This is a genomic window from Photobacterium sp. HL06 (genome assembly GCF_059552575.1).
The window spans coordinates 2,798,344-2,818,571 of record NZ_CM183914.1; the positions used below are offsets into that span (position 1 = coordinate 2,798,344).

The window sequence follows — 20,228 nt, forward strand, 5'->3', positions numbered from 1 at the left end:
CCTCCCCGCTGGCTCTCGTTGAATTACCTTCCCAGTTTACTTAAGGCTTGTTTTCAGCCCTCTATTTTGTGGAGTTAAACCTGATGAATGCGCGTATAGAACACGACATGCTGGGAGATATAGAGAGCCCTGCCACGGCCTGGAGCTGCGACCGTATGAAACGCCGTATCTTGATCATTTATACTGGCGGCACTATTGGCATGCAGCCGACTGAAAATGGTTATCTGCCGATGACCGGGTTTCACGACCTGGTGGCACAGCACCTTAAAACTGGTGCCGTAGATAAACTGCCGAACTTTGAAGTAATGGAATGCAGCCAGTTGATTGACAGCGCAAACTTGATACCGGCAGACTGGACCCGAATTGGAAAGCTCCTGGCTAACCACTGGCAAGATTACGATGGCTTTGTTGTATTGCATGGTACCGACACCATGGCCTATTCCGCATCGGCGCTTTCCTTCATCTTACAGAACATAGACAAGCCAGTGATTTTCACAGGATCTCAGATCCCTCTGCTTGAATTGCGCAACGATGCACTGGATAACCTGATCACCGCCCTGCTCTTAGCTGCTAACTACGATATTCCTGAAGTCTGTATTTATTTTAACGGGCGCTTATTGCGTGGTAACCGCAGCTCCAAGATACAGAGCACAGGCTTTGATGCCTTCGATTCCCCTAATTTCCCCTGGTTAGCCAAGGTGGGCATTCATATCGACTTGCAAGAGAGCTTGCTACTGGCAAAAAAAGCACCTTCACTGTGTATTCCGGAGTTTGATGCTGAAGCGGTAGCCATAGTGCAGACCTATCCGGGGATGACTGCCCGTTCGCTAGAATCGATGGTGGATAACGCTTCAGTCAGGGGGCTTATTCTGCAAACCTATGGCAGCGGAAATCCCCCCGATGCCAATAAGGCTCTGATCCAGACGTTACAGCAGGCCTCAAATAATGGCATTGCGGTATTAAACGTCACTCAATGTCCTCAAGGCAGAGTCAGCCAAGGCGCCTACGCTACTGGTGCTACGCTCAATCGAATTGGTGTGATACCGGGTTCCGATATGACCCTGGAAGCCGCCTTCACCAAAATGCATTATCTGTTAAGCCAATCCCTAGAGGTCGATGCTATATATGAAGCATTACGGCGGCCGCTCTGTGGTGAGCTGACCGAGACTTAATGCCATATTCACAGCTAATAGCAACTACTGTTGTCTATATAGATTGTTATCATGAAATACTATCTTGCAATGGATCTACGAGGTACGCATTACAATGAACGATGACTTTGCACGCAACCTGCGGCTGTTGTGCAGCTATTATAAGTCGATAGCCGAAGTCTGTCGTCGCCTGAAGATTAACCGTCCCCAATTTAATCGCTACCTGAGCGCTCGCTCTAAGCCCTCAGCCAGTAACATGCGCAGGTTTTGTGATTTTTTTGGTGTAGAAGAGTATGAGATTCTGCTGCCCCATAGCCAGTTTCAGCGCCTGATCCAGGTACGCCCCAGAGCAGCTATGCCTGAAACCGCCTCCCTGCCGGAAACCCCGCACCTGGAGCACCTCAGTCAAGTGGGCAGCGCCGGACTGGATAAGTATCTTGGTTACTATTTTGAATATTATCAATCATTTGCTTGTCCAGGAAGCTTACTGAGAACGCTGGTTTGCTTTGAACGGCGCAGCGATAAAGTTTACTACCAGCGAACCGAACGGTTGGTTGAAAGCCCCCACAACAAGCCTTGTCATGCTATCTATTTGGGTATTGCGCATTTTCTTACCGATCGCATATTCATGGTGGATTATGAATCGCTGACCGGCCATGAGATCTCCCAGACAATTCTGTTTCCAACCTTTAAGAATCGTGTTTCCTGGTTGACAGGCCTGAAACTAGGCGTGTCCGGCAGTGGCGAGCGGATGCCCTGTTGCGCCAGAGTACTCTACGAATATCTGGGTAGCGAAGTGGATAAACGAAGGGCATTGGCACTGTGCGGGCTCTATGATCTCGACTCTCCCGATATCGACGGATCAATCAAGAAAGCTGTCATCAATGATATCAGCGATGAGGAGTGGCACTTCCGGGCGCGGCATTAATACCTAACAGCATAAGTCATATCTAGAAAACTTAACTTTAAGTCATGCACACACAAAAAACCGATGCTTGTGCATCGGTTTCAACAGTTAGTGGTAAACAACTTCGCCGAAATTTAATTCGAGAGCAAGGCGGAAGCGCGCAGTTGATGATAATCAATGAGCACTTCCAACACAGCTATCGTATTAAATAACAAGAGGTTGTTATCACTCAGCTAGCATGCGGCGAGCTGCGTCCACTACCACTTTGATAGAACGCGCTTCAGTTTCTTTCAACGTCGCATGATCTGGGGTTTCTTTCTGGGTGCGGTTGATGATAACACCAGCTACACAACCTGCACGCAGGCCAGAGCTTGCACACATGGTTAGCAGAGTTGCAGATTCCATCTCGAAGTTAAGCACGCCCATTTGCTGCCACTCATCCATTGAACCTTGGAAGCGACGAACAACACGGCCTGTGAACGTATCGTAACGCTCCTGGCCCGGGTAGAAAGTATCGGATGATGCAGTTACACCGGTGTGTACTGTTGCGCCATCGGCGTCACAAGCTTCTTTCATTGCAGTTGCTACGCTGAAATCCGCAACAGCAGGGAATTCCATTGGAGCAAAATGTAGGCTGGCACCGTCTAGACGAACTGAACCTGTTGATACAATCATGTCACCAACATTGATATTTGGCTGGATTGCGCCTGTGGTACCTACACGTAGGAAAGTACGAACACCTAGCTGCGCAAGTTCTTCTACAGCGATAGATGTTGACGGACCACCGATACCTGTAGAACAAACAACAACAGACTTGCCGTCTAGCTTAGCGCGGTAAACCGTGTATTCACGAGCACTTGCCAAGAATTCAGGGTTATCCATCAGGTTAGCAATTTTTTCAACACGTGCTGGATCGCCAGGAATAATAGCTAGCTCTGCACCGTTAAGATCTGCTTTGTTAACACCTAAATGGAATACTGCGTTGTCAGACATAATCATATCCTTTTTATACTATACCGCTCGTTAGGGAAGTTTGAGGCCTGCGGCTGTTCATCAAAATAAATCGTGTTTTGGCAATGCTCTAAATAAAAGCACTCTCAAAACACATGTTAACGATAGCCGATAGAATTCCAGTTTTTAGTGACTGATGTCACAATGATCAAAATAGAGTCAATTTCATTTTTCATTAAACAGTGACGAAGATCACGCTAAATCGATTACTTATGCTCTTCCTCACAAATTTAGAAACAAAAAAAGAGCACCCGATTAGTGGTGCTCTTAATGCTTTCTATTAATTTATCGCTATTACTCTTCGCCTTTTACCTTAAAACGAAGCAGCCTTAAAGCGTTCAGCGTCACTAAAGCTGTTGCTCCACTATCCGCCAATACCGCAACCCATAATCCCGTCATGCCGAGTAAGGTGGTTACGAGGAAAACCCCTTTCAACCCCAATGACAAAAAGATGTTCTGGTGGATATTGGCAAGCGTGGCACGAGACAGCGCAATCATCACGGGTAGCTCCGATACCCGGTTATGGGTTAACGCCGCATCGGCAGTTTCAAGCGCAACATCAGTACCGCCTCCCATCGCAATACCAATAGAAGCTGTTTTCATCGCCGGCGCATCATTAATGCCATCACCGACCATGGCCACTTTCGCACTCTGGTTAGCAAGTTCAACTTCAGCGGCTTTGTCAGCCGGAAGCAACCCCGCCCGGAAATCAATATCAATCTCACCGGCGATTGCTGCCGCTGCACGAGGGTTATCCCCTGTCAGCATCACGGCGTGAATACCCATTGCCTTCAAGTTTTTGATTGCCTTATGACTATCATCACGCAAGTTATCACGCCAAGCGATCAGGCCAACAGGCAAACCGTTACGAACGGCTACCACGAGGGTTTTTCCTTCTCCTTCCAGGTGCTCGGCCTCAGCTTGCTGCAAGAGAGTTAATGTTACCGATTCAGGCAGGCGATCAGCAGCCGCCAGCAATAAAGTATCACCCTCTATTACGCCCTGGATCCCACGCCCTGGCAGTGCTTCTCGATCACCAGCCTCGACCACTGACAGCCCTCGCCCTTCCGCGGCACTGACAACCGCTTGGGCAAGTGGGTGTAATGACCCAGCTTCAACGGCTGCAGACTGACGCAACAACTTGTCTTCGTCGCCATCCCAGCTAACAATATCTGTCATCACTGGCTTACCCTGGGTTAGCGTACCGGTTTTGTCGAAGGCAACCGTTTCAATATGCCCCAGCTGTTCTAACGCTGCTCCCCCTTTGATCAAGGCGCCACGGCGAGCTGCAGCCGCTAACCCTGAGGTGATTGCCGCAGGTATTGAAATAACCAAAGCACACGGACAGGCAATCAACAGCAAGGTAAGCCCTTTATAAATCCATTCATCCCAAGACTGGGCAAACAACAGAGGCGGTATCACAATCACTAATGCAGCCAGTGCTATCATCGCAGGCGTATACCAGCGGCTAAAGCGGTCTATAAATCGCTCCAGTGGCGCCTTGCGAGATTCTGCATCTTCAATAAGGTGTAAAATCCGGTCGATTGCATTGTCACCCTGCTCGGAAACAATTGTCAGGCGCACCACCTTATCGGTGACCAGTGAGCCCGCCATCACTTGTTCGCCCGGCAGGCGTTCAACTGGCACAGACTCGCCAGTCAACGCACTTTCATCAAAGCTTGCTGTAATATCAATGATCTCGGCATCGGCTGGCAAACGGCCACCCGGTGCGACTTCAATAACATCACCTTTTTTCAGTTCATCTGCTGCAACTTTTTCCTTGCTACCATCAGGGCGGATCACCATGGCCTGCTCAGGCACAAGATCCATCAAGGCTTTAACCCCGCTTCGAGCTCGGGAAGACGCATAACCTTCAAGCCGCTCACCAACCAAAAATAGCAGCAATACCATCGCAGCCTCAGCGGTTTCCCCCAAGTAAAGCGCACCAATGGCAGCGACACTCATCAAGGTCTCGATTGAAAACGGAGAGCCGCCTTTAGCGAGGACAAAGGCTCTGTTAACAATCGGGATCAGGCCAAGTACGGTAGTTAATGTAAACGCAACTAAGCCATAGGTTTCCGAGCTTTGGTTTATGAGGAAGGAGACAAACATCATTACCGCAATCACGATAATGGGTAAATTCTGCTGTAGAAAGCTATCGCTCTCTGTTTCATTTTCTTTGCTGCGGGTTGAGACTAGCGGGAATCCTGTTTCTTTCGCTTTGGCTTCTATAACACCCGCCATCTCTTCGGTACGGCAATTGACGATCAATTTTTGTGTCGCAAACATCACTTTGGCCGTTTCGATGCCATCAACACCGGACAAGGCTTTTTCCAATTTGCTGGCGCAGCTAGGACAATCCATATTCTGGACTTTCCAGCTCAGTGTTTTGCTGTGTGTCGATTGGGCTAATGCGGCTTCAAGCTCGGGTTCATCTTCGGCAGTAACAGAGGCTGTACAGCAGCTGCTTGAACAGCCATCCAATGTATCAGAAGAAGCCTCTTCACTGTTCTGCTGAATATTATCTTCAATGTTGCGCTCAATCGAAGGCTCTAGCGCAATGGAAGGCCGTGCCTGAGAGGCTGATGAAATTGAAAACGCAGCAGGCTTGACTAGGCCGCTAGTCGGAGCATGAATAGCTTGTATGGAAGGTCGACCGGCAGCGGGTTCCTCATCAGCACCAGGGTCGCCACAACTACCCGGATCAGCGGAATCGCTGCCAGTCGCTGTCATTGAACTACAGCAATCCTGTACAGTTCCGCTCTCAACTCGCACGGAGCTCGCATTAGCTGTGGCTGATTTTACAGTGTGGATATGTGGTTTTTTGTTATTGCATTGAGCACACATGGTTACTCTCCTCGGCATGCTTTATATGACCAATACAGTAACTATAAACCTTGGAGCTGAGTCCAAGGTCAAGGGGAAAGTTAGGGCAATGCAATATTGGCTGTATTCTCCTTGAACTATGCGGAATTCAACTATACTCAAAATGCATATAAGTGCAGTGCAACAGAAGTAGTCATATTTAAACAATCAGGGAAGTTGAGTTGAAACGGAGAAGGAATATCCATGGACGTTACAAAAACTATGACCACGTCAATAATGCTATTACTTGCTTGTAGTAGCTCTAATTTAATTGCGCAAGAGACGTTGGTAAGAGTTGCCGGCGACCCTTACCCTCCTTGGACAGAGGGTGAGCAAGGGGCGAAAGCCACTGGCGGGATCGCCGTCGAAGTTGTGGAGGAACTATTCAAACGCTTGAATATGGAAACACGAGTTGTTGTTTACCCGTTCAAGAGAGGCCTGGAACAGATCAGGCATGGGGAGGAAGACGTCATCTTAATGGTCTCCAAGTCCAAGGAGCGTGAGCAATATATGGCGTTTACCCTTCCGATAAGGCATGTACAGCATGGTTTTTTCTATTCTGCCGAATTGAATAATTTTGATTGGAACGAATGGAAAGATCTACAGCAATACACGATAGGCAATATATCCGGATATAACCTTGGTGAGGGCTGGAAAGAAGCAGTTACTAAATATAATTTGAATGTTGAAGAAGTCAAAGCTGACATCTTTAATGCCAATAAACTATTACTTGGGCGGATTGATGCCTTTATTGCAGATAAAGAGGTCATGGAGCGTTTTATCGAAGATAACCCTAAGTACCAAGGAAAATTCAAATGGCATAAAAAGCCCGTCTTTGAGAGCATAAATAATTTTGGCATTTCCAAAAAGTCATTTCTGGCATCAAAACTTCCTGAGGTTAATGCAGTTATTACGGATATGAAGAGCGACGGAACATTCCAAAATATATTTTGTGGCTATGAGAAGGAATTTAATGGGCGTTGTAAGCAAAATTAATTACAAGCATAGCATAAGTAAGCGGCTGATTTTTTACATTGTCACATTTAGCTCGCTTATTACTTTGCTGATTACAGCTTACCAATTAATTCAGGAGTACTCATCTGGTGTCCACCAAGTTAAAGGAAAGATAGCACAAATAGAAACCCTCTCCATGCCTGGGCTAACAGATTCTGTATGGAACCTCTATGATCAACAAATCCAGGCACAACTGTACGCTCTTGTACAGCTTCCAGATATACGTTATTTGGAAATACGCTTCAAAGGAGAGGTAATCGCCTCGGAGGGAGTAATGGTATCTGAGAGTACCATCTCCCGCATCATTCCTATGCTTTATCATCGCAGAGATGAAGCGAACCTGATTGGTGAATTACTCGTGGTCGCCACTCTGGAGGAAGTATTTAATAACATCTACGATAAAGCAGTAACAATATTCATCTCCAATGCAATTAAAACCACATTGGTATCTGTTTTCATATTTATAATATTCCAACATATCGTCACAAGACATCTCGTAACAATTTCCAAACACCTTAAGAACCTATCTCCCGATCATCCAGATAGAAAGCTAAGTTTAGCTCGTCATAACAGTGAAGATGAGTTAAGCCAAGTTGTAACGACAATTAATGAATTAGGCAGAAACTTAAATGAAAAAACGGTTTCTAAAAATTATATAGAAACCATATTTTCGTCAATGACCAATTCTCTTATCGTCCTCAATCCTGATACCACGATTAAACAGGCCAACAAGGCAAGTTACAGCCTCTTAGGCTATGACGAACAAGAGCTCATCGGTCAGCCTATAACGGTTTTATTACATGATAAGAAAGATATATTCAGGGAAACAGGGATTGAGGATTTAATAAAGCATGGGGGCAAGCAAGATAAAGAAACAACCTATTTAGCAAAGGACGGTAAAAAAATCCCCGTACTGTTATCAGCTTCCATCATGCAAGTGGAGAATAATCAGACAAAAGAGATTGTTTGCATAGCCCGTGATATTACCGAGCTAAAAGAAGCAGAACGGCAGATCACCCGCCTGGCCTTTTTCGATCCACTCACCAATTTAGCGAACCGTTTCACATTCAACAACTACCTCGGCAAAGCTGTCGACCGTTTCAACAGAGAAAACCAATCATTTGCGGTACTCATGCTGGATCTCGATCGTTTCAAGGACGTCAACGATACCCTAGGTCACCCTATTGGCGATAAATTACTAAAGGCTGTTAGCAACCGGCTAGTTAAATCACTGCGCCAGACCGATAGGATGGTAAGGTTCATCACTGAATTCCCCGAACCATGGAGCAACGGGATAATGATGGCCCGCTTAGGCGGTGATGAATTCGCCATCATTCAAGCGGTTCATCCCGAAAAGCATGCCGCCATTCTGGCCCAGAGGATATTAGACAACTTATCGAAGCCGTTTTCTATTGAGGGCCATGAAATCCATGTCACCGCGAGTGTGGGTATCAGCATTTACAACTCCCCACAAAATAACGCCAACGAACTCATGAGGCAGGCCGACACGGCCTTATATAAAGCGAAAGAAAGTGGCCGCAGCATGTTTTTCTTCTTCGATGAAGAGATGAACCAGGAAGTTTATGCCAGGGCCCAAATCAACAAGGAACTTCGCCATGCGATTGAAAGGGACGAATTTGTCCTTTTCTATCAGCCTCAGGTGGATACCATTAACGGCCAAATCATTGGTCTCGAAGCATTAATTCGTTGGCAGCACCCCAAGCGAGGTTTGATCCCCCCGCTGGACTTTATCCCTGCTGCAGAGAGAACCGGGCAAATCATAGCCATCGGGGAATGGGTCCTGCGCCATGCCTGTAAACAGAGGCTAGCATGGACCCGGCAAGGGCTGCTACCGGACGCCCAAATTGCCATTAACCTATCTGCTCTGCAAATACGGCAACATGATTTTGAAAACAAAGTGTTAGAAATACTCGACGAAACAGGTGTCGATCCATCATTGATCGAGCTTGAGATCACCGAGACGCTCCTGCTAGAGCGCGCAGATGAGGTTATCTCTCTCATCGAAAGGGTAAGGAAACAAAATGTTAGTTTTTCGATTGATGATTTTGGTACTGGCTACTCCTCACTTCAATACCTAAAGCGGCTACCGGTACAACGGTTAAAAGTGGCGCAGGAGTTCGTTCACAACGCACCGCATGATTTGGGAGATGTTGCTATCATCACGGCAATAATTGAACTGGCTAGACAATTCGGCCTGCGTTCCATCGCCGAGGGAGTTGAGACCGAGGAACAACTAGCCTTACTACAAGAAAAGGGGTGCGATGAAATACAAGGGTACTACTTCTCTCGCCCACTTGCTGTGAAAGATCTCATGCCGCTCTTAGAGGCTGGAATGATCATGCGTAATGGAATCGAGCCTGTTGAACATACCCCAGTATTAGATGCTCAAAGTACAGGCTAGGCTCAGCATCTAGAGGTACAACACCCCTACCTTGGCTTATTTTGTTAGGGAAGGACTCTCTGTATGGCCTTTTTCATCACCAGGATCACCCGTTGATTTTAATTCCTTGGCTTGCTTTTCATGTAAGGCTTCAATCAGCTTACGATCCAGTTCAGCGAAATACATATCTTCTTCAGCCTTTCCCTTCCGGCGCATGTTTTCAGTAAAATCAACCATGTCCTATCCCTCAAGTCGTCCATTCACCTTAATAATAGTTGATGAACAAACGGAGGGATTGAAACCGAGGTGTAACTATATCTTATTTCATATATTCCTTCGCAATCTGTGCAGCTAGGCGGGCATTATTCAATACCAAGGCAATGTTCGATTTCAGGCTATCTCCTGCTGTTTTCTCTGCCACTTTGGCCAACAGAAACGGTGTCGCTTCTTTGCCATAAATCTCTTTTCGCTCCATTTCGGCCAACGAATCTACAATAACCTCATCAATCAAGGAACTATCCATCGAATAGGGCTCAGGCACTGGATTAGCTATGATCACACCTCCTTTCAAGCCCATCTCCCATTTGGTCTTCATCGCCATTGCAACTTGTGCAGGGCTATCCAACTGGTAATCAACACCAAAGCCACTCTCTCGGGTATAGAAAGCCGGTAGTTGCTCCGTCTGGTAGCCCACAACCGGAACCCCCTGCGTTTCCAAATATTCCAACGTCAAACCAATATCGAGAACGGATTTCACCCCGGCACAAACAACAGCGACATCTGTCTTTGCCAATTCTTGCAAATCAGCTGATATATCGAAAGATTGCTGCGCACCACGGTGAACACCGCCGATACCACCTGTGGCGAAAACCCTGATACCGGCCATATCAGCCAAAATCATTGTCGACGCTACGGTAGTTGCCCCATCAGCCCGCTTCGCCACGATAAATGGAATATCACGCCGACTGGTTTTCGCGACTTCTTGCCCCGCTTTGCCTAAAAACTCAAGCTCATCGGGAGACAAACCAACTTTCAGCCGACCTTTGAGAATGGCGATTGTTGCGGGTATTGCACCATTATCACGGACAACCTGCTCTACCCTGCGTGCAGTTTCAACATTTTGCGGATAAGGCATACCATGTGAAATGATTGTCGATTCAAGCGCAACAACAGGGTTCCCTGTTTCCAGTGCTGCTGCCACCTCAGGCTGAATATCCAAATAGCTATCTAACATATAATACCCCGGCAATGGTTTCCGAGTAGTTCCTAAAGAGTTTCTCAGAGATATCATTTGGATAGTAGTTAGAGTTTTCTAGCTCGGCAAACTCACAATTTTGCTTTAACAGAGCTATCGATGGGTTATTTGTAAGCGCAGTTACTAATTAAAGGAGTAAAAGGGAGAGTCAATGCAAGGAAAAGACTTCCCTTGCATTGAGATATGCAGATGTCGGTCGCGATAACACAGTTACTAGCGAAGGCGCCGGAATACCACACTGTTATCAAGAATATCGGTCCATGGCTGGTAATCTAAGCCCATATCAAACACATATTCAGTGATCAGGCTGCGTGCCGTGGTCAGTAATGCCTCGGCTTTCCATGGCTTCTCGAAGTAGCTTTCGATACGGGCACGGTTAATGGCTGCGATCGTATCTTGGTGGGTTGCCTGGCCTGTCAGCAACACTTTCTTGGTCTGCGTGAAGCGCGGATCCTGAGAAACCTCAGTCAGTAGCTCAACACCGGTTTTTCCGGGCATCACATGATCCGAGATCACCAAGGCGATAAACTCACCTTCTGCATCCAACTCGTCCATCAGCTCCAATGCCTCGTCCGCCGACTCACAGTCTTCAACGTGGAAAAAGTCGTTCAGTGGTGCCAAGTCCTTAAGTACTGCACTCAGCACTTCCCTCTGGTCATCTACACAAATGATATTTAGCTTTTCCATAACCATCCCTTACGCGATTGGCAGTTTTATTCGAAATTTTGTTTTCTCTGGATCACTCTTCAGCGCTATCGTGCCGCCATAGCTATGAACGATTCGCTGAACAATCGATAAACCCAGCCCTAACCCAAACGACAACCCGCCTTTCTTGGTGGTGAAGTTTGGTTGAAAAACTTTCCTTCGTGTTGCTTCATCGATCATCGGGCCATTGTTACTGATGGTGATAAGCAACCGGTTTTTTGAATGTCGGGTAATGATCTCAATCTGCGGATTTGGAGTATGCTCCATTGCATCGCAGGCATTTTTGATAATGTTCACCCATACCTGCACCAACTCGGTAGTACTGGCCGTAATGGTCGGCAGCACGGCCGGGCGCAACACCACATTGACTCGCCGAAGATTACTTTGCAGCAATGACAGTGATTTGTGGATCGTATCGTTGATATCAATATCAGGCTGACGGGCATGGTCGGTACCACCAAGCTGCTTAACCGACCGCACAATACTGGCCGCATGCATGGAAGCTAGCCGCATATCATGCAAATCACGCCCCATGTCCCAGTACTGCAATGCCTCATCAAGATTGCCAAACCAATACTCGGGGATCTCTCCCTTCGGTTGCGCCCGTGCGAGCTGCCTGGCCTGATCCCTCTCGAGGCCGTACCTTCCTTGCAACTCCTTGGCCCTTTTTCTCGCTTCGGCAGAGGTCGATGACTGCCCGTCACAAATACCGAGATCAAGAAACGAGCTAACCTCCGGCTTGTTTTCATCCAGAAACTGACAGATAGCATTCTGCAGCCCTTCTGTCTTGCTGCTCAGCACCCCCACTGCATTATTCAGCTCGTGGGCAATACCGGCAGCCAGCTGGCCTAGCGTTGTCATCTGCTCTGCTGCATACAACTTCTGCAGTGCTTTTTCCTTCTCCAGTGCCTGCATGCCAGTCATCATCTGACGCTGCGCCAGCTCATGGACCATCACTGGCATGAACTGCTCACTGAGGGAGCCATAGTTTTCCGGCTCCACTGCTTTTGTATCGAGGTCGATCCAGGCCAGCTCGCTGTCTTTTTCGGCGATCACCGTGGTCGAAGCCTGTAGTGTCTGGGCAAAAAAACTATGCACACCAAAAAACATCCCCTGCTCGACCCGAAATACTCTTGCCGTCAGTTCACTGTTTTCCTTGCTCAAATAGCCTGAAAGCTCACCTTTTTTCACCCAGTACAACCGGTCGTTGAAGCCGTCCTGCTTAAGCACTTCAGTACCCGCTTTAACAGCAATCGAACGCGTTGGCTCTCGAAAATAGACATCGACAATTCGCTGTAGGGCTTTGGGTTGATGCATTTTTTCTCCGTTGGTCAAAAGCAGGTCCTGCTGTTATCAGATATGATCAATTAAATGTAACACCCAAATCATCGCGAAACTTAGCAGCACGCCTACCGCACCAATAACTACCCCCACTCGGGCCATCTGGTTGCTCTGGACATGGCCTGTTGCATGAGCAAGCGCATTCGGTGGAGTACTGATCGGCAAAGACATACCCAGTGACGCTGCAAAAGTCACGACCAAAATCAAGGTGATCTCGCCGCCCAACGGCACCAATGATGTCATTGATGTACCGAGCGCAGCCATAATCGGCATCAGCAAGTTGGCTGTCGCCGTATGTGACATAAAGTTAGCCATCAACAAACACAGCAACGCCGAACCTGCCAGGACAACATAGGGTGAATAACTATCAAACGGGATACTGTGAACCATCAGACGCGCCAGGCCTGTTTGGTCTAGCGCCAAGCCAAGCGCAATACCACCAGAGACCAACCACAGGACATCCCAGGAAATTTTCTTTAAGTCTTCTTTATTGATGATACCGGTTAGCGAGAACACGGCGACAGGAATAAGTGCAACGGTATAGGAGTTCATACCGTGTGATGAACCCATCAGCCACAGAATAATGGTTAGGGCAAAGGTAAGATATACCGTTATCGCTTTGGGGGTTTTCAGGAATTTCCCTTTGATGGTGAGCTCAATTTTTTCTTGTTTGGCCGGATAGAGCATATTGATAAGCATCCAGGCAAACACCAGTAGTACGGCAACAAAAGGCACGCCAAAGAACATCCACTCACCGAATGTAATCATGTTTTCAGCTGTCAGGTACTTTAAGGCGATCGCATTGGGCGGGGTACCAATAGGGGTTCCGATACCACCGATATTGGCAGCGACCGGAATACATAGAGCAAAAGCAATTTTACCAGGGTCCTTAGCGCCGAACAGCGCAATTACCGGAGCCAGAATCGACAGCATCATTGCCGTTGTCGCTGTGTTCGACATAAACATCGAAAAGATAGCTGTGATCAGCATCAGGCCAAACATGACATACTTAGGCTGAGTACCAAACGGTTTTAGCAATACACGGGCTAAGTTAACATCCAGTCGATACTTAGTTGCTGCCATTGCGAGGAAAAAACCACCCAAAAACAGCATAATAATCGGGCTGGCAAAGGTGGCCATGATATCACTGTAAGTCAGTAGCTCACCAAAATGAGCTTGCCCCTCACCGCCACGAAACAGGTATAGTCCCTTGTTCGACAATAACAATAACTCCAGCACGATGATCACCACGGACGTGGCGTAAATCGGGATCGGCTCCAATACCCAACACAACGCCGCTAACAAGAAAATGGCAATGACTCGTTGCTGGATAACCGTTAGGCCTTCTACCGGAAATGCCGAAGCCGGCAAGATTAATATCAGAAGAGGGATCAGGATAGGTACAATGTACCTTATGTATTGACGCATGACGTGGTTATTCCCTTAAAACAAAAAAATCTGCTCATCATGCCTGTATTCATCCTTTGGGATGTTCCGAGTATTTCCATACCAATCTGATATTTATGCTGATTGGTATTTTTCAGAGGAAACGGCAACAGACATAAGCATCTACCCGCAAAAGTACCCTATTTGCGTATAGATATATAACTCTTTGGTAGTAAGCATTGTGCGTGCAATGCTGAGGGATTTCTTCGAATCAGATCAATAAACAAGTGAAATGTAACTAATTCTGAACCTTACAACGCTAAGGGACGGCGGCAGAAGCCGCAGACAAAAAGGAAGTAGACAACACTATTTTGTTTCAGGGATTAACTGCTCCTCCAGAGCATCTTCCTGTCCCATATAGGTACGGGAAGAACAAAATGGGGTTAGCGGAACGTGTGGCTCAAGCACTTCAAGCTCGTCCTGCCTTTGCTCGTGCTCCTGCGCCATAATTTTCACCTGCTTGGTGACCAATACCACGCCTAAAACGCCAAACACCACTGAGCCGATAGCTTGACCAATCAATACCCCGCCCGCACCTGCGATATAACCGCCAATCATAACGAAAGGAATCGTTCCTATGGTCGCTTTCCCCATATTAAGCGCCGTCGACCAGGTTGGACGGTTCAGGTTATTAAATGCAGCATTGGCAACAAACAAGGCACCATTGAAAATAAAGGTTATTGCAACGAACGAACAGAAAATAGAAAGTAACTCTGCTGCATCGCCTTGCAGGCTAAATATGGCGATCAAGCTATCCTGCGCTGACCATAAAACGCCAGCGACCACTATACAATAGAGGGAAACAAACAGCATGGCATCGCGCAATGACCGGGTGATCCGATCCCAGCGTTCCGCCCCAAAGTTCTGCCCAATAATCGGCCCAATCGCCCCTGACAAAGAAAAAATCAAGGCAAAACTCACCGGCATGATACGTCCTATCACCGCGTATCCGGCAACAAAGCTCTCGCCAAATTGCGCAATATTGCTGGTAACAATCGCATTGCCAATGGGTGTCGCTGTATTGGTTAGGATAGCCGGAAAAGCAATTGCCGATACGGGCAACAACGAAGCCGCAAACGATTTTACCTCGGGCCTGGCAACCAGATCATGACGCACAATCACAGCATGCAACGAAAACAACATCACGGCCAAACGGGCAAACACAGAAGCAATGGCTGCCCCCTCAACTCCCATTGATAACCCGAAGATAAACAAGGGATCGAGCACTGCGTTGGTCGCCCCGCCAATTAAGGTTGCGACCATCGATCGCCTTGCATCCCCGACACCACGTAGTGCAGCACCGGCTGACATTGAAATCACAATCATAGGGGCACTGGGCAGCAAGATCGTCAAGTAATCTGTAGCCGCCTCAGCAACCCGACCTTTTGCACCTATCATTGCCAACAGCTGGGGTAGCTGCCACATCATAAGCGAAACTAAAATACAGCTGATAATAAACGCCATAATCATGACATTAACCGTCATGCTACGGGCCTTCTCTTTTTCTCCCGCCCCCAGTGCACGGGAAACCAGTGCGCCCATAGCAATGGAGGTACCAATTGATGCTGAAGTAGAAAAGAAGACTAAGGTACCAGCAAAGCCAATGGCAGCGGCCAGTTCAATCTCGCCCAGTAAACTGATAAAAAACATATCCAGCAGATCAACCAAAAACAGCGCCATCAAGCCAACCGCCCCCGTCCCTGACATCACGATGATATGCTTCATCGTTGAGCCAGTGACAAACTTGGCATGGGCATTATCTCGTGGGCTTTTATCTTGACGTGATTCGGTCACTACGGCTCCTTTATACCCAAATTGCTTCGATGTAGAACTGCTATATCATCATCAATTTGGGTTGCTCTCAAACAGCTGAGAACGCTCTGATGGGATCAGATCATTGTTCAGTTTGGTATTATATCTGGATTTTGAGGTTTTCAGGCAATAAGAAAAGGCGCATTAAGCGCCTTTTCACAATCATTTTACAAAGTGTGTTTTATACTGGATGTTTGAAACAGTCAACAATCTGGTTACTGATTGCCGTTAGCACATCCCGGCGGGTGATCACTCCAATCAACCGACTGGTTTCACTGTCAACAACCGGATAAATCTTTGGTTTTTGACCTGTCATCACTTCTGCCAACTCAATAATGGAATCATCAGGTGACACAGTCAGTACATCCTGACGCATACACTCGCCAACAGTATGAGTATCTTGGCAGTAGTAGCCAACTTTCAGTAATTTGTGGATCATATCCTGTTCGGATAAAAAGCCGACAACTTTCATCGTTTCGTTAACAACCGGGCCACCTATCTGCTTGGCGGTCAATAATTTATCAAGAGCCTGAGACAGTGACATCTTTGAATCAAATGTTACCGGGCGCGCATTCATGTAATCTTTAACTTTTAACGACTCCATGCATCCCCCTAAACGAAATATTAATGCAAGAAAAACAGGCGGTTCGTTTTTTTTACCTGTCGCGTTAAATTAAGTGTCGCCCATTTATTTGAAATTACTAAATAGAAATAAGCAATTTCATCAATAGATTTGTTCTATTAAACACTGACCCAGGCATTCCATTATAAAAAACCCGCTTTGTTACAAGCGGGTTAGTCAGGCTAATTGGCCATTCACTTGGCTATCAACATTGATTACATAAACAACATCAACAGCATCGCCAATGGCAGCTGATCGCCAGAAGCAAGAATGATTTTGTCCCCTTCAATCTGCATCTGCAGCGAGTAATAGTCACTGCCTTTCTCAACGATACCGCCTTGTTCCATCATCGTTGCTTTTTCAAGTAGAGCCGGATCCTCTTCAACCAGTTTGATCGGTAAGATCACACTGATGTCACCTGTTAGTTTCTCAGCAATTTGAGCCATATTTTCTGATGCGCGGGCTATCCCCGGAGCAATCACCAGATTGACATGGCTTTTCACATCCCCTTTCGGCGTCATGAGGCTCAAGTCTTCAATGGTAAATTTCAGCCCTTTGGCCACCAGCAGATCAAGCGCTAGAGCCGCCTCTTTCGCTTGTTGTTCGGACATCTGCTCATCAATCTCATCGGCCATATTGCCCAGTCGGCTGATTGCCTGATAATTTAGATCTGAAAATGCCAGCTTGAAATTAAAGTTACGGTATTCCTGGCCATCCAAAGAGACAATTTTTTCAATCGTCATCATGTTGGTGTTGGTCAGCTGCTGCTCTGCTTGCCCTGATGACTGTTCAGGTTGAGAGAGCACATTGTTCATCCCCAATACGACGTTGTCGATTTCAACACTTTTGTTGTTAATCAGATCTTTGAAGCTGACATGTTCCAGCGAGAAATCCTGGCTGCCAATCCAGAACTGGCCATCAAGCAGACCTTTGCCGCCGCCTTTAAGCCCGGTCATCTCCATGGCTTCATTTGCCGTGGTCGTTATTGTCGCCTCAGGTAGTTGGTAATGAAATTCACCAGCACCTTTTGCATCGACCGTTCCTTCCAGCACAAACGCCTTGATATCAGCCTTTGCCCCTTGTCCATTATTGAAGTTCACCGGTTTCATCGTAATGTTAAAATCAGTTTTCCGAGTCAGAGCTGTGGTCGTTGTAAAACTGAGTGGTGAAACGCCTTCTCCCCAAAGCTCATCGGCAACAGGTTTTAGCTCTTCATCAAGCACCAACTCGCTGGTAGAGGTGACTCCCATAAAACCATGAGTAACCTTATGGTGAACATACCAAACGGTCGGCAGGCCTTCCTCGTCAAATACCGGCTTCCAATCCTCTTTGATTTCAATGCGGGACACTGCATCTGAGTTTAAATAACCACGATCGTAGCTTTCACTGCTGATGGTCAGGTAAGGATTCTCATATTTACCCACTGTATCTAGGTAAATTTGCTCACCTATCTGCCCAGTTGCAAATGGCCAGCACAGTGCGATTGCCACTGCACCGCCAACAGCACCAATTTTTTTCAACATTTTGTGTCCCAATCTCTGAAGATGAAACAATTAGTCTACCACACCAAACCGAACAATCGTTGCATATACTCTATTTATCAACCACTAATACCAAAGGTTTGTAATCCGCTTCTCAGTCTCTGCTGGTGATTTCTTATACACTTTAAGCAATAAAACAAAAAGTAGGAACTTGAGGGTGAACAATTTTGTCATTGTCTGTCTGGATGACGATCCGGAAATAGTCGAGCGCTTAAACCAAGATCTGGCAACGTTTGCTGCGCTGTTCGATATCTGCAATGCCTACAGCATCGAAGAAGCCCATGACACCCTGCATTTTATTGAAGAAAGTGGCCAACGCGTCGCGATGGTGATCTGTGACAATGAACTCGGCAGCGACAATGGCGTCGACTTTCTGGTTCAGTTGGATCAGTACCCGGTAGCAAACCAGGCTCGCTCAATATTACTCAATGACAAACCCCAGCTTGATACCATCATGCAAGCCGTTAATGAGGGGCGCCTGCATTACTGCCTAACCAAACCCTGGAACAAAAAAGAACTGCATCAGGTACTGCTCAAAGAGCTCACGACCTTTGTTCTCAAGCACACCGAAGAAGACTGGCTGCGCTATAGCCAGATATTGGATCACCGCCGGATCCTCAATGCCCACATAGAAAGGCAAATGTCGAGTTTCCGCTCTGGTTTTATTCAAAACACCAATGACCTCGATGATGCCAGCCTTGCCCAGCAAGTGGCCGATGCGCTACATGAATTTTTTAATGGCAATGATGAAGACCGGGCCTGCCGTACCTATAGTGAAGACCACCTGCTCACCAAGGAAGGTGAAGCGAACAACTTCCTTTGGTTTATCACCCAGGGCGAAATTGCCCTGTATAAGAAAGACGAGCATGGCTGCAAACATGAAGTGGTACGGGTCGGCCCCGGCCACCTTGTTGGCGGCATGTCTTTTGTCACCGGAGAGCCCTCTTTCTCCACGGGTATTACCTTAGGCACCACCAATGTTATCAAACTCGATCGGCAGCTATTTAATAAAGTGATGAATTCACGCAGTGAGCTACTCCCCCTGTTTACCAACCTCTTGCTACGTAACTTCAACCGCCGTCTTCAGGGTAGTATCCAGACCGAAATGCGCCTACAGCAAACCCTAAAGTCCCTTGACGAGGCCTACCACCAACTAGTCGAAAAAGAAAAAATGGCAATGCTTGGGCAGCTAGTGGCTGGGGTCGCCCATGAGCTGAACAACCCGGTATCGGCTATCTTGCGTGGCAGCGACACTCTCAAGCAAACAATTAGCAAGCTCACCGACTCACAGCTAAGCCGCGAAAACCAAGCTAGGGGCAACTACATTCTGCAACAGGCCATGCAGTCACGGCCGTTATCAACCTCGGAAACCCGTCAACGGGCCAAACGGCTCGAATCGACATTAGATGATCGCCAGCTAGCCCGTAAGGCAGTACAGATGGGAATTGATGACCTTGAGCACATAGATAGCTGGTTACTTCCGCAAAAATCGCAGCTCAAACCGGTAATGTCCGAATGGGACAACTATTATCAAATGGGGAATTTCCTCCGCTCAATCAATGTCTGTGCCCAGCGGATCGCGGATCTGGTCAAGAGCCTGAAGAGCTATGCCCGCCAGGATGACGAAACCATCCACACTGTCGATCTGCATGAAGGACTCGAAGATACCCTGGTTATTTTTGAAAACCGTCTCAAGCGCCATCATGTGACCAAAGAATACTCAGCCCTGCCGCAGATGAGCTGCCAACCCATCGCCCTGCAGCAAGTATGGACGAACCTGATTTCCAATGCGCTCGATGCCATAGAAGAGCCAGGAGAAATACACATTTCCACCCATTATACGCCCGGCTCTGCACAGCAAAAAATCGATGTCGTGGTTGAAGATAACGGCAAAGGGATCCCGCTAGAGCAGCAGCAGCAGATTTTTGAGCTTAACTACACCACCAAACGTGAAGGTAATTTTGGATTAGGTATCGGCTTGTCGGTTTGCCAGCAAATCATCCAGCAGCATGACGGAGCGATCCGGGTTGAATCGGAGCCTGGTGAATACACCCGGATGATTGTAACGCTGCCGCTTAATCATTAAAGCCAAATACTGCAGTGACAAACATAGGCGACACAAGCGGTTCAAGAACAGGCCAGCCAAGTGTTGACGTT

The 20,228-nt window shown here is 47.3% G+C and carries 15 protein-coding genes; 5 read left to right on the top strand and 10 right to left on the bottom strand.

Annotated features, from left to right (window positions below; translation table 11 throughout):
• Nucleotides 1–83 precede the first annotated feature (83 nt).
• Nucleotides 84–1,172, top strand: a complete 1,089-nt coding sequence (ansA, locus tag AC51G0_RS12760; protein ID WP_496298901.1) for an asparaginase — start codon at nt 84–86, stop codon at nt 1,170–1,172.
• Between the two features lie 94 nt (nt 1,173–1,266).
• Nucleotides 1,267–2,079, top strand: coding sequence for a helix-turn-helix domain-containing protein (locus AC51G0_RS12765; protein WP_496298903.1), 813 nt, complete (start codon nt 1,267–1,269; stop codon nt 2,077–2,079).
• Between the two features lie 204 nt (nt 2,080–2,283).
• Here AC51G0_RS12765 and udp read toward each other — a convergent pair whose 3' ends face one another.
• Together udp and AC51G0_RS12775 are read right to left on the bottom strand one after the other, a co-directional pair.
• A complete protein-coding gene (gene udp / locus AC51G0_RS12770; protein WP_496298905.1) occupies nt 2,284–3,051 on the bottom strand; it encodes a uridine phosphorylase in 768 nt (255 codons plus the stop codon).
• Nucleotides 3,052–3,363: 312 nt separating this feature from the next.
• Nucleotides 3,364–5,916 (bottom strand): zinc/cadmium/mercury/lead-transporting ATPase, encoded by a 2,553-nt coding sequence (locus tag AC51G0_RS12775; protein ID WP_496298907.1) that lies wholly within the window; start codon nt 5,914–5,916, stop codon nt 3,364–3,366.
• 222 nt (nt 5,917–6,138) lie between these two features.
• Between AC51G0_RS12775 and AC51G0_RS12780 the strand changes: the two genes are divergently transcribed.
• Complete coding sequence (locus tag AC51G0_RS12780) at nt 6,139–6,930, top strand: substrate-binding periplasmic protein (protein ID WP_496298908.1); 792 nt, start codon at nt 6,139–6,141, stop codon at nt 6,928–6,930.
• Nucleotides 6,908–9,370, top strand: coding sequence for an EAL domain-containing protein (locus tag AC51G0_RS12785; RefSeq protein WP_496298910.1), 2,463 nt, complete (start codon nt 6,908–6,910; stop codon nt 9,368–9,370). Before AC51G0_RS12780 ends, AC51G0_RS12785 begins: the two co-directional genes overlap by 23 nt.
• 36 nt (nt 9,371–9,406) lie before the next feature.
• On the opposite strand, the gene AC51G0_RS12790 is transcribed toward AC51G0_RS12785, so the two are convergent.
• The 8 genes from AC51G0_RS12790 to AC51G0_RS12825 form a co-directional block, all read right to left on the bottom strand.
• Nucleotides 9,407–9,586, bottom strand: a complete 180-nt coding sequence (locus tag AC51G0_RS12790; RefSeq protein ID WP_496298912.1) for a hypothetical protein — start codon at nt 9,584–9,586, stop codon at nt 9,407–9,409.
• 82 nt (nt 9,587–9,668) lie between these two features.
• Complete coding sequence (locus AC51G0_RS12795) at nt 9,669–10,583, bottom strand: pseudouridine-5'-phosphate glycosidase (RefSeq protein WP_496298914.1); 915 nt, start codon at nt 10,581–10,583, stop codon at nt 9,669–9,671.
• 234 nt (nt 10,584–10,817) lie between these two features.
• Nucleotides 10,818–11,291 (bottom strand): response regulator, encoded by a 474-nt coding sequence (locus AC51G0_RS12800; protein WP_496298915.1) that lies wholly within the window; start codon nt 11,289–11,291, stop codon nt 10,818–10,820.
• A gap of 9 nt (nt 11,292–11,300) precedes the next feature.
• Entirely contained in the window at nt 11,301–12,626 is a 1,326-nt protein-coding gene (locus tag AC51G0_RS12805; RefSeq protein WP_496298917.1) for an ATP-binding protein, read from the bottom strand.
• 36 nt (nt 12,627–12,662) lie between these two features.
• The gene (locus AC51G0_RS12810) at nt 12,663–14,078 is read right to left on the bottom strand and encodes an SLC13 family permease (RefSeq protein WP_496298919.1); all 1,416 of its coding nucleotides are present in this window, start codon (nt 14,076–14,078) and stop codon (nt 12,663–12,665) included.
• A gap of 324 nt (nt 14,079–14,402) precedes the next feature.
• Complete coding sequence (locus AC51G0_RS12815; RefSeq protein WP_496301940.1) at nt 14,403–15,803, bottom strand: MATE family efflux transporter; 1,401 nt, start codon at nt 15,801–15,803, stop codon at nt 14,403–14,405.
• Between the two features lie 286 nt (nt 15,804–16,089).
• On the bottom strand, nt 16,090–16,512 hold the full coding sequence (locus AC51G0_RS12820) for a CBS domain-containing protein (protein ID WP_496298920.1): 423 nt from the start codon (nt 16,510–16,512) through the stop codon (nt 16,090–16,092).
• A 233-nt stretch (nt 16,513–16,745) separates the two neighbouring features.
• Complete coding sequence (locus tag AC51G0_RS12825) at nt 16,746–18,053, bottom strand: DUF945 family protein (protein WP_496298921.1); 1,308 nt, start codon at nt 18,051–18,053, stop codon at nt 16,746–16,748.
• 175 nt (nt 18,054–18,228) lie between these two features.
• On the opposite strand from AC51G0_RS12825, the gene AC51G0_RS12830 reads away from it, so the two are divergent.
• Nucleotides 18,229–20,157 carry an ATP-binding protein gene (locus AC51G0_RS12830; RefSeq protein WP_496298922.1) on the top strand — a complete coding sequence of 643 codons (1,929 nt, stop codon included), beginning with the start codon at nt 18,229–18,231 and terminating at the stop codon, nt 20,155–20,157.
• Nucleotides 20,158–20,228: the final 71 nt, after the last annotated feature.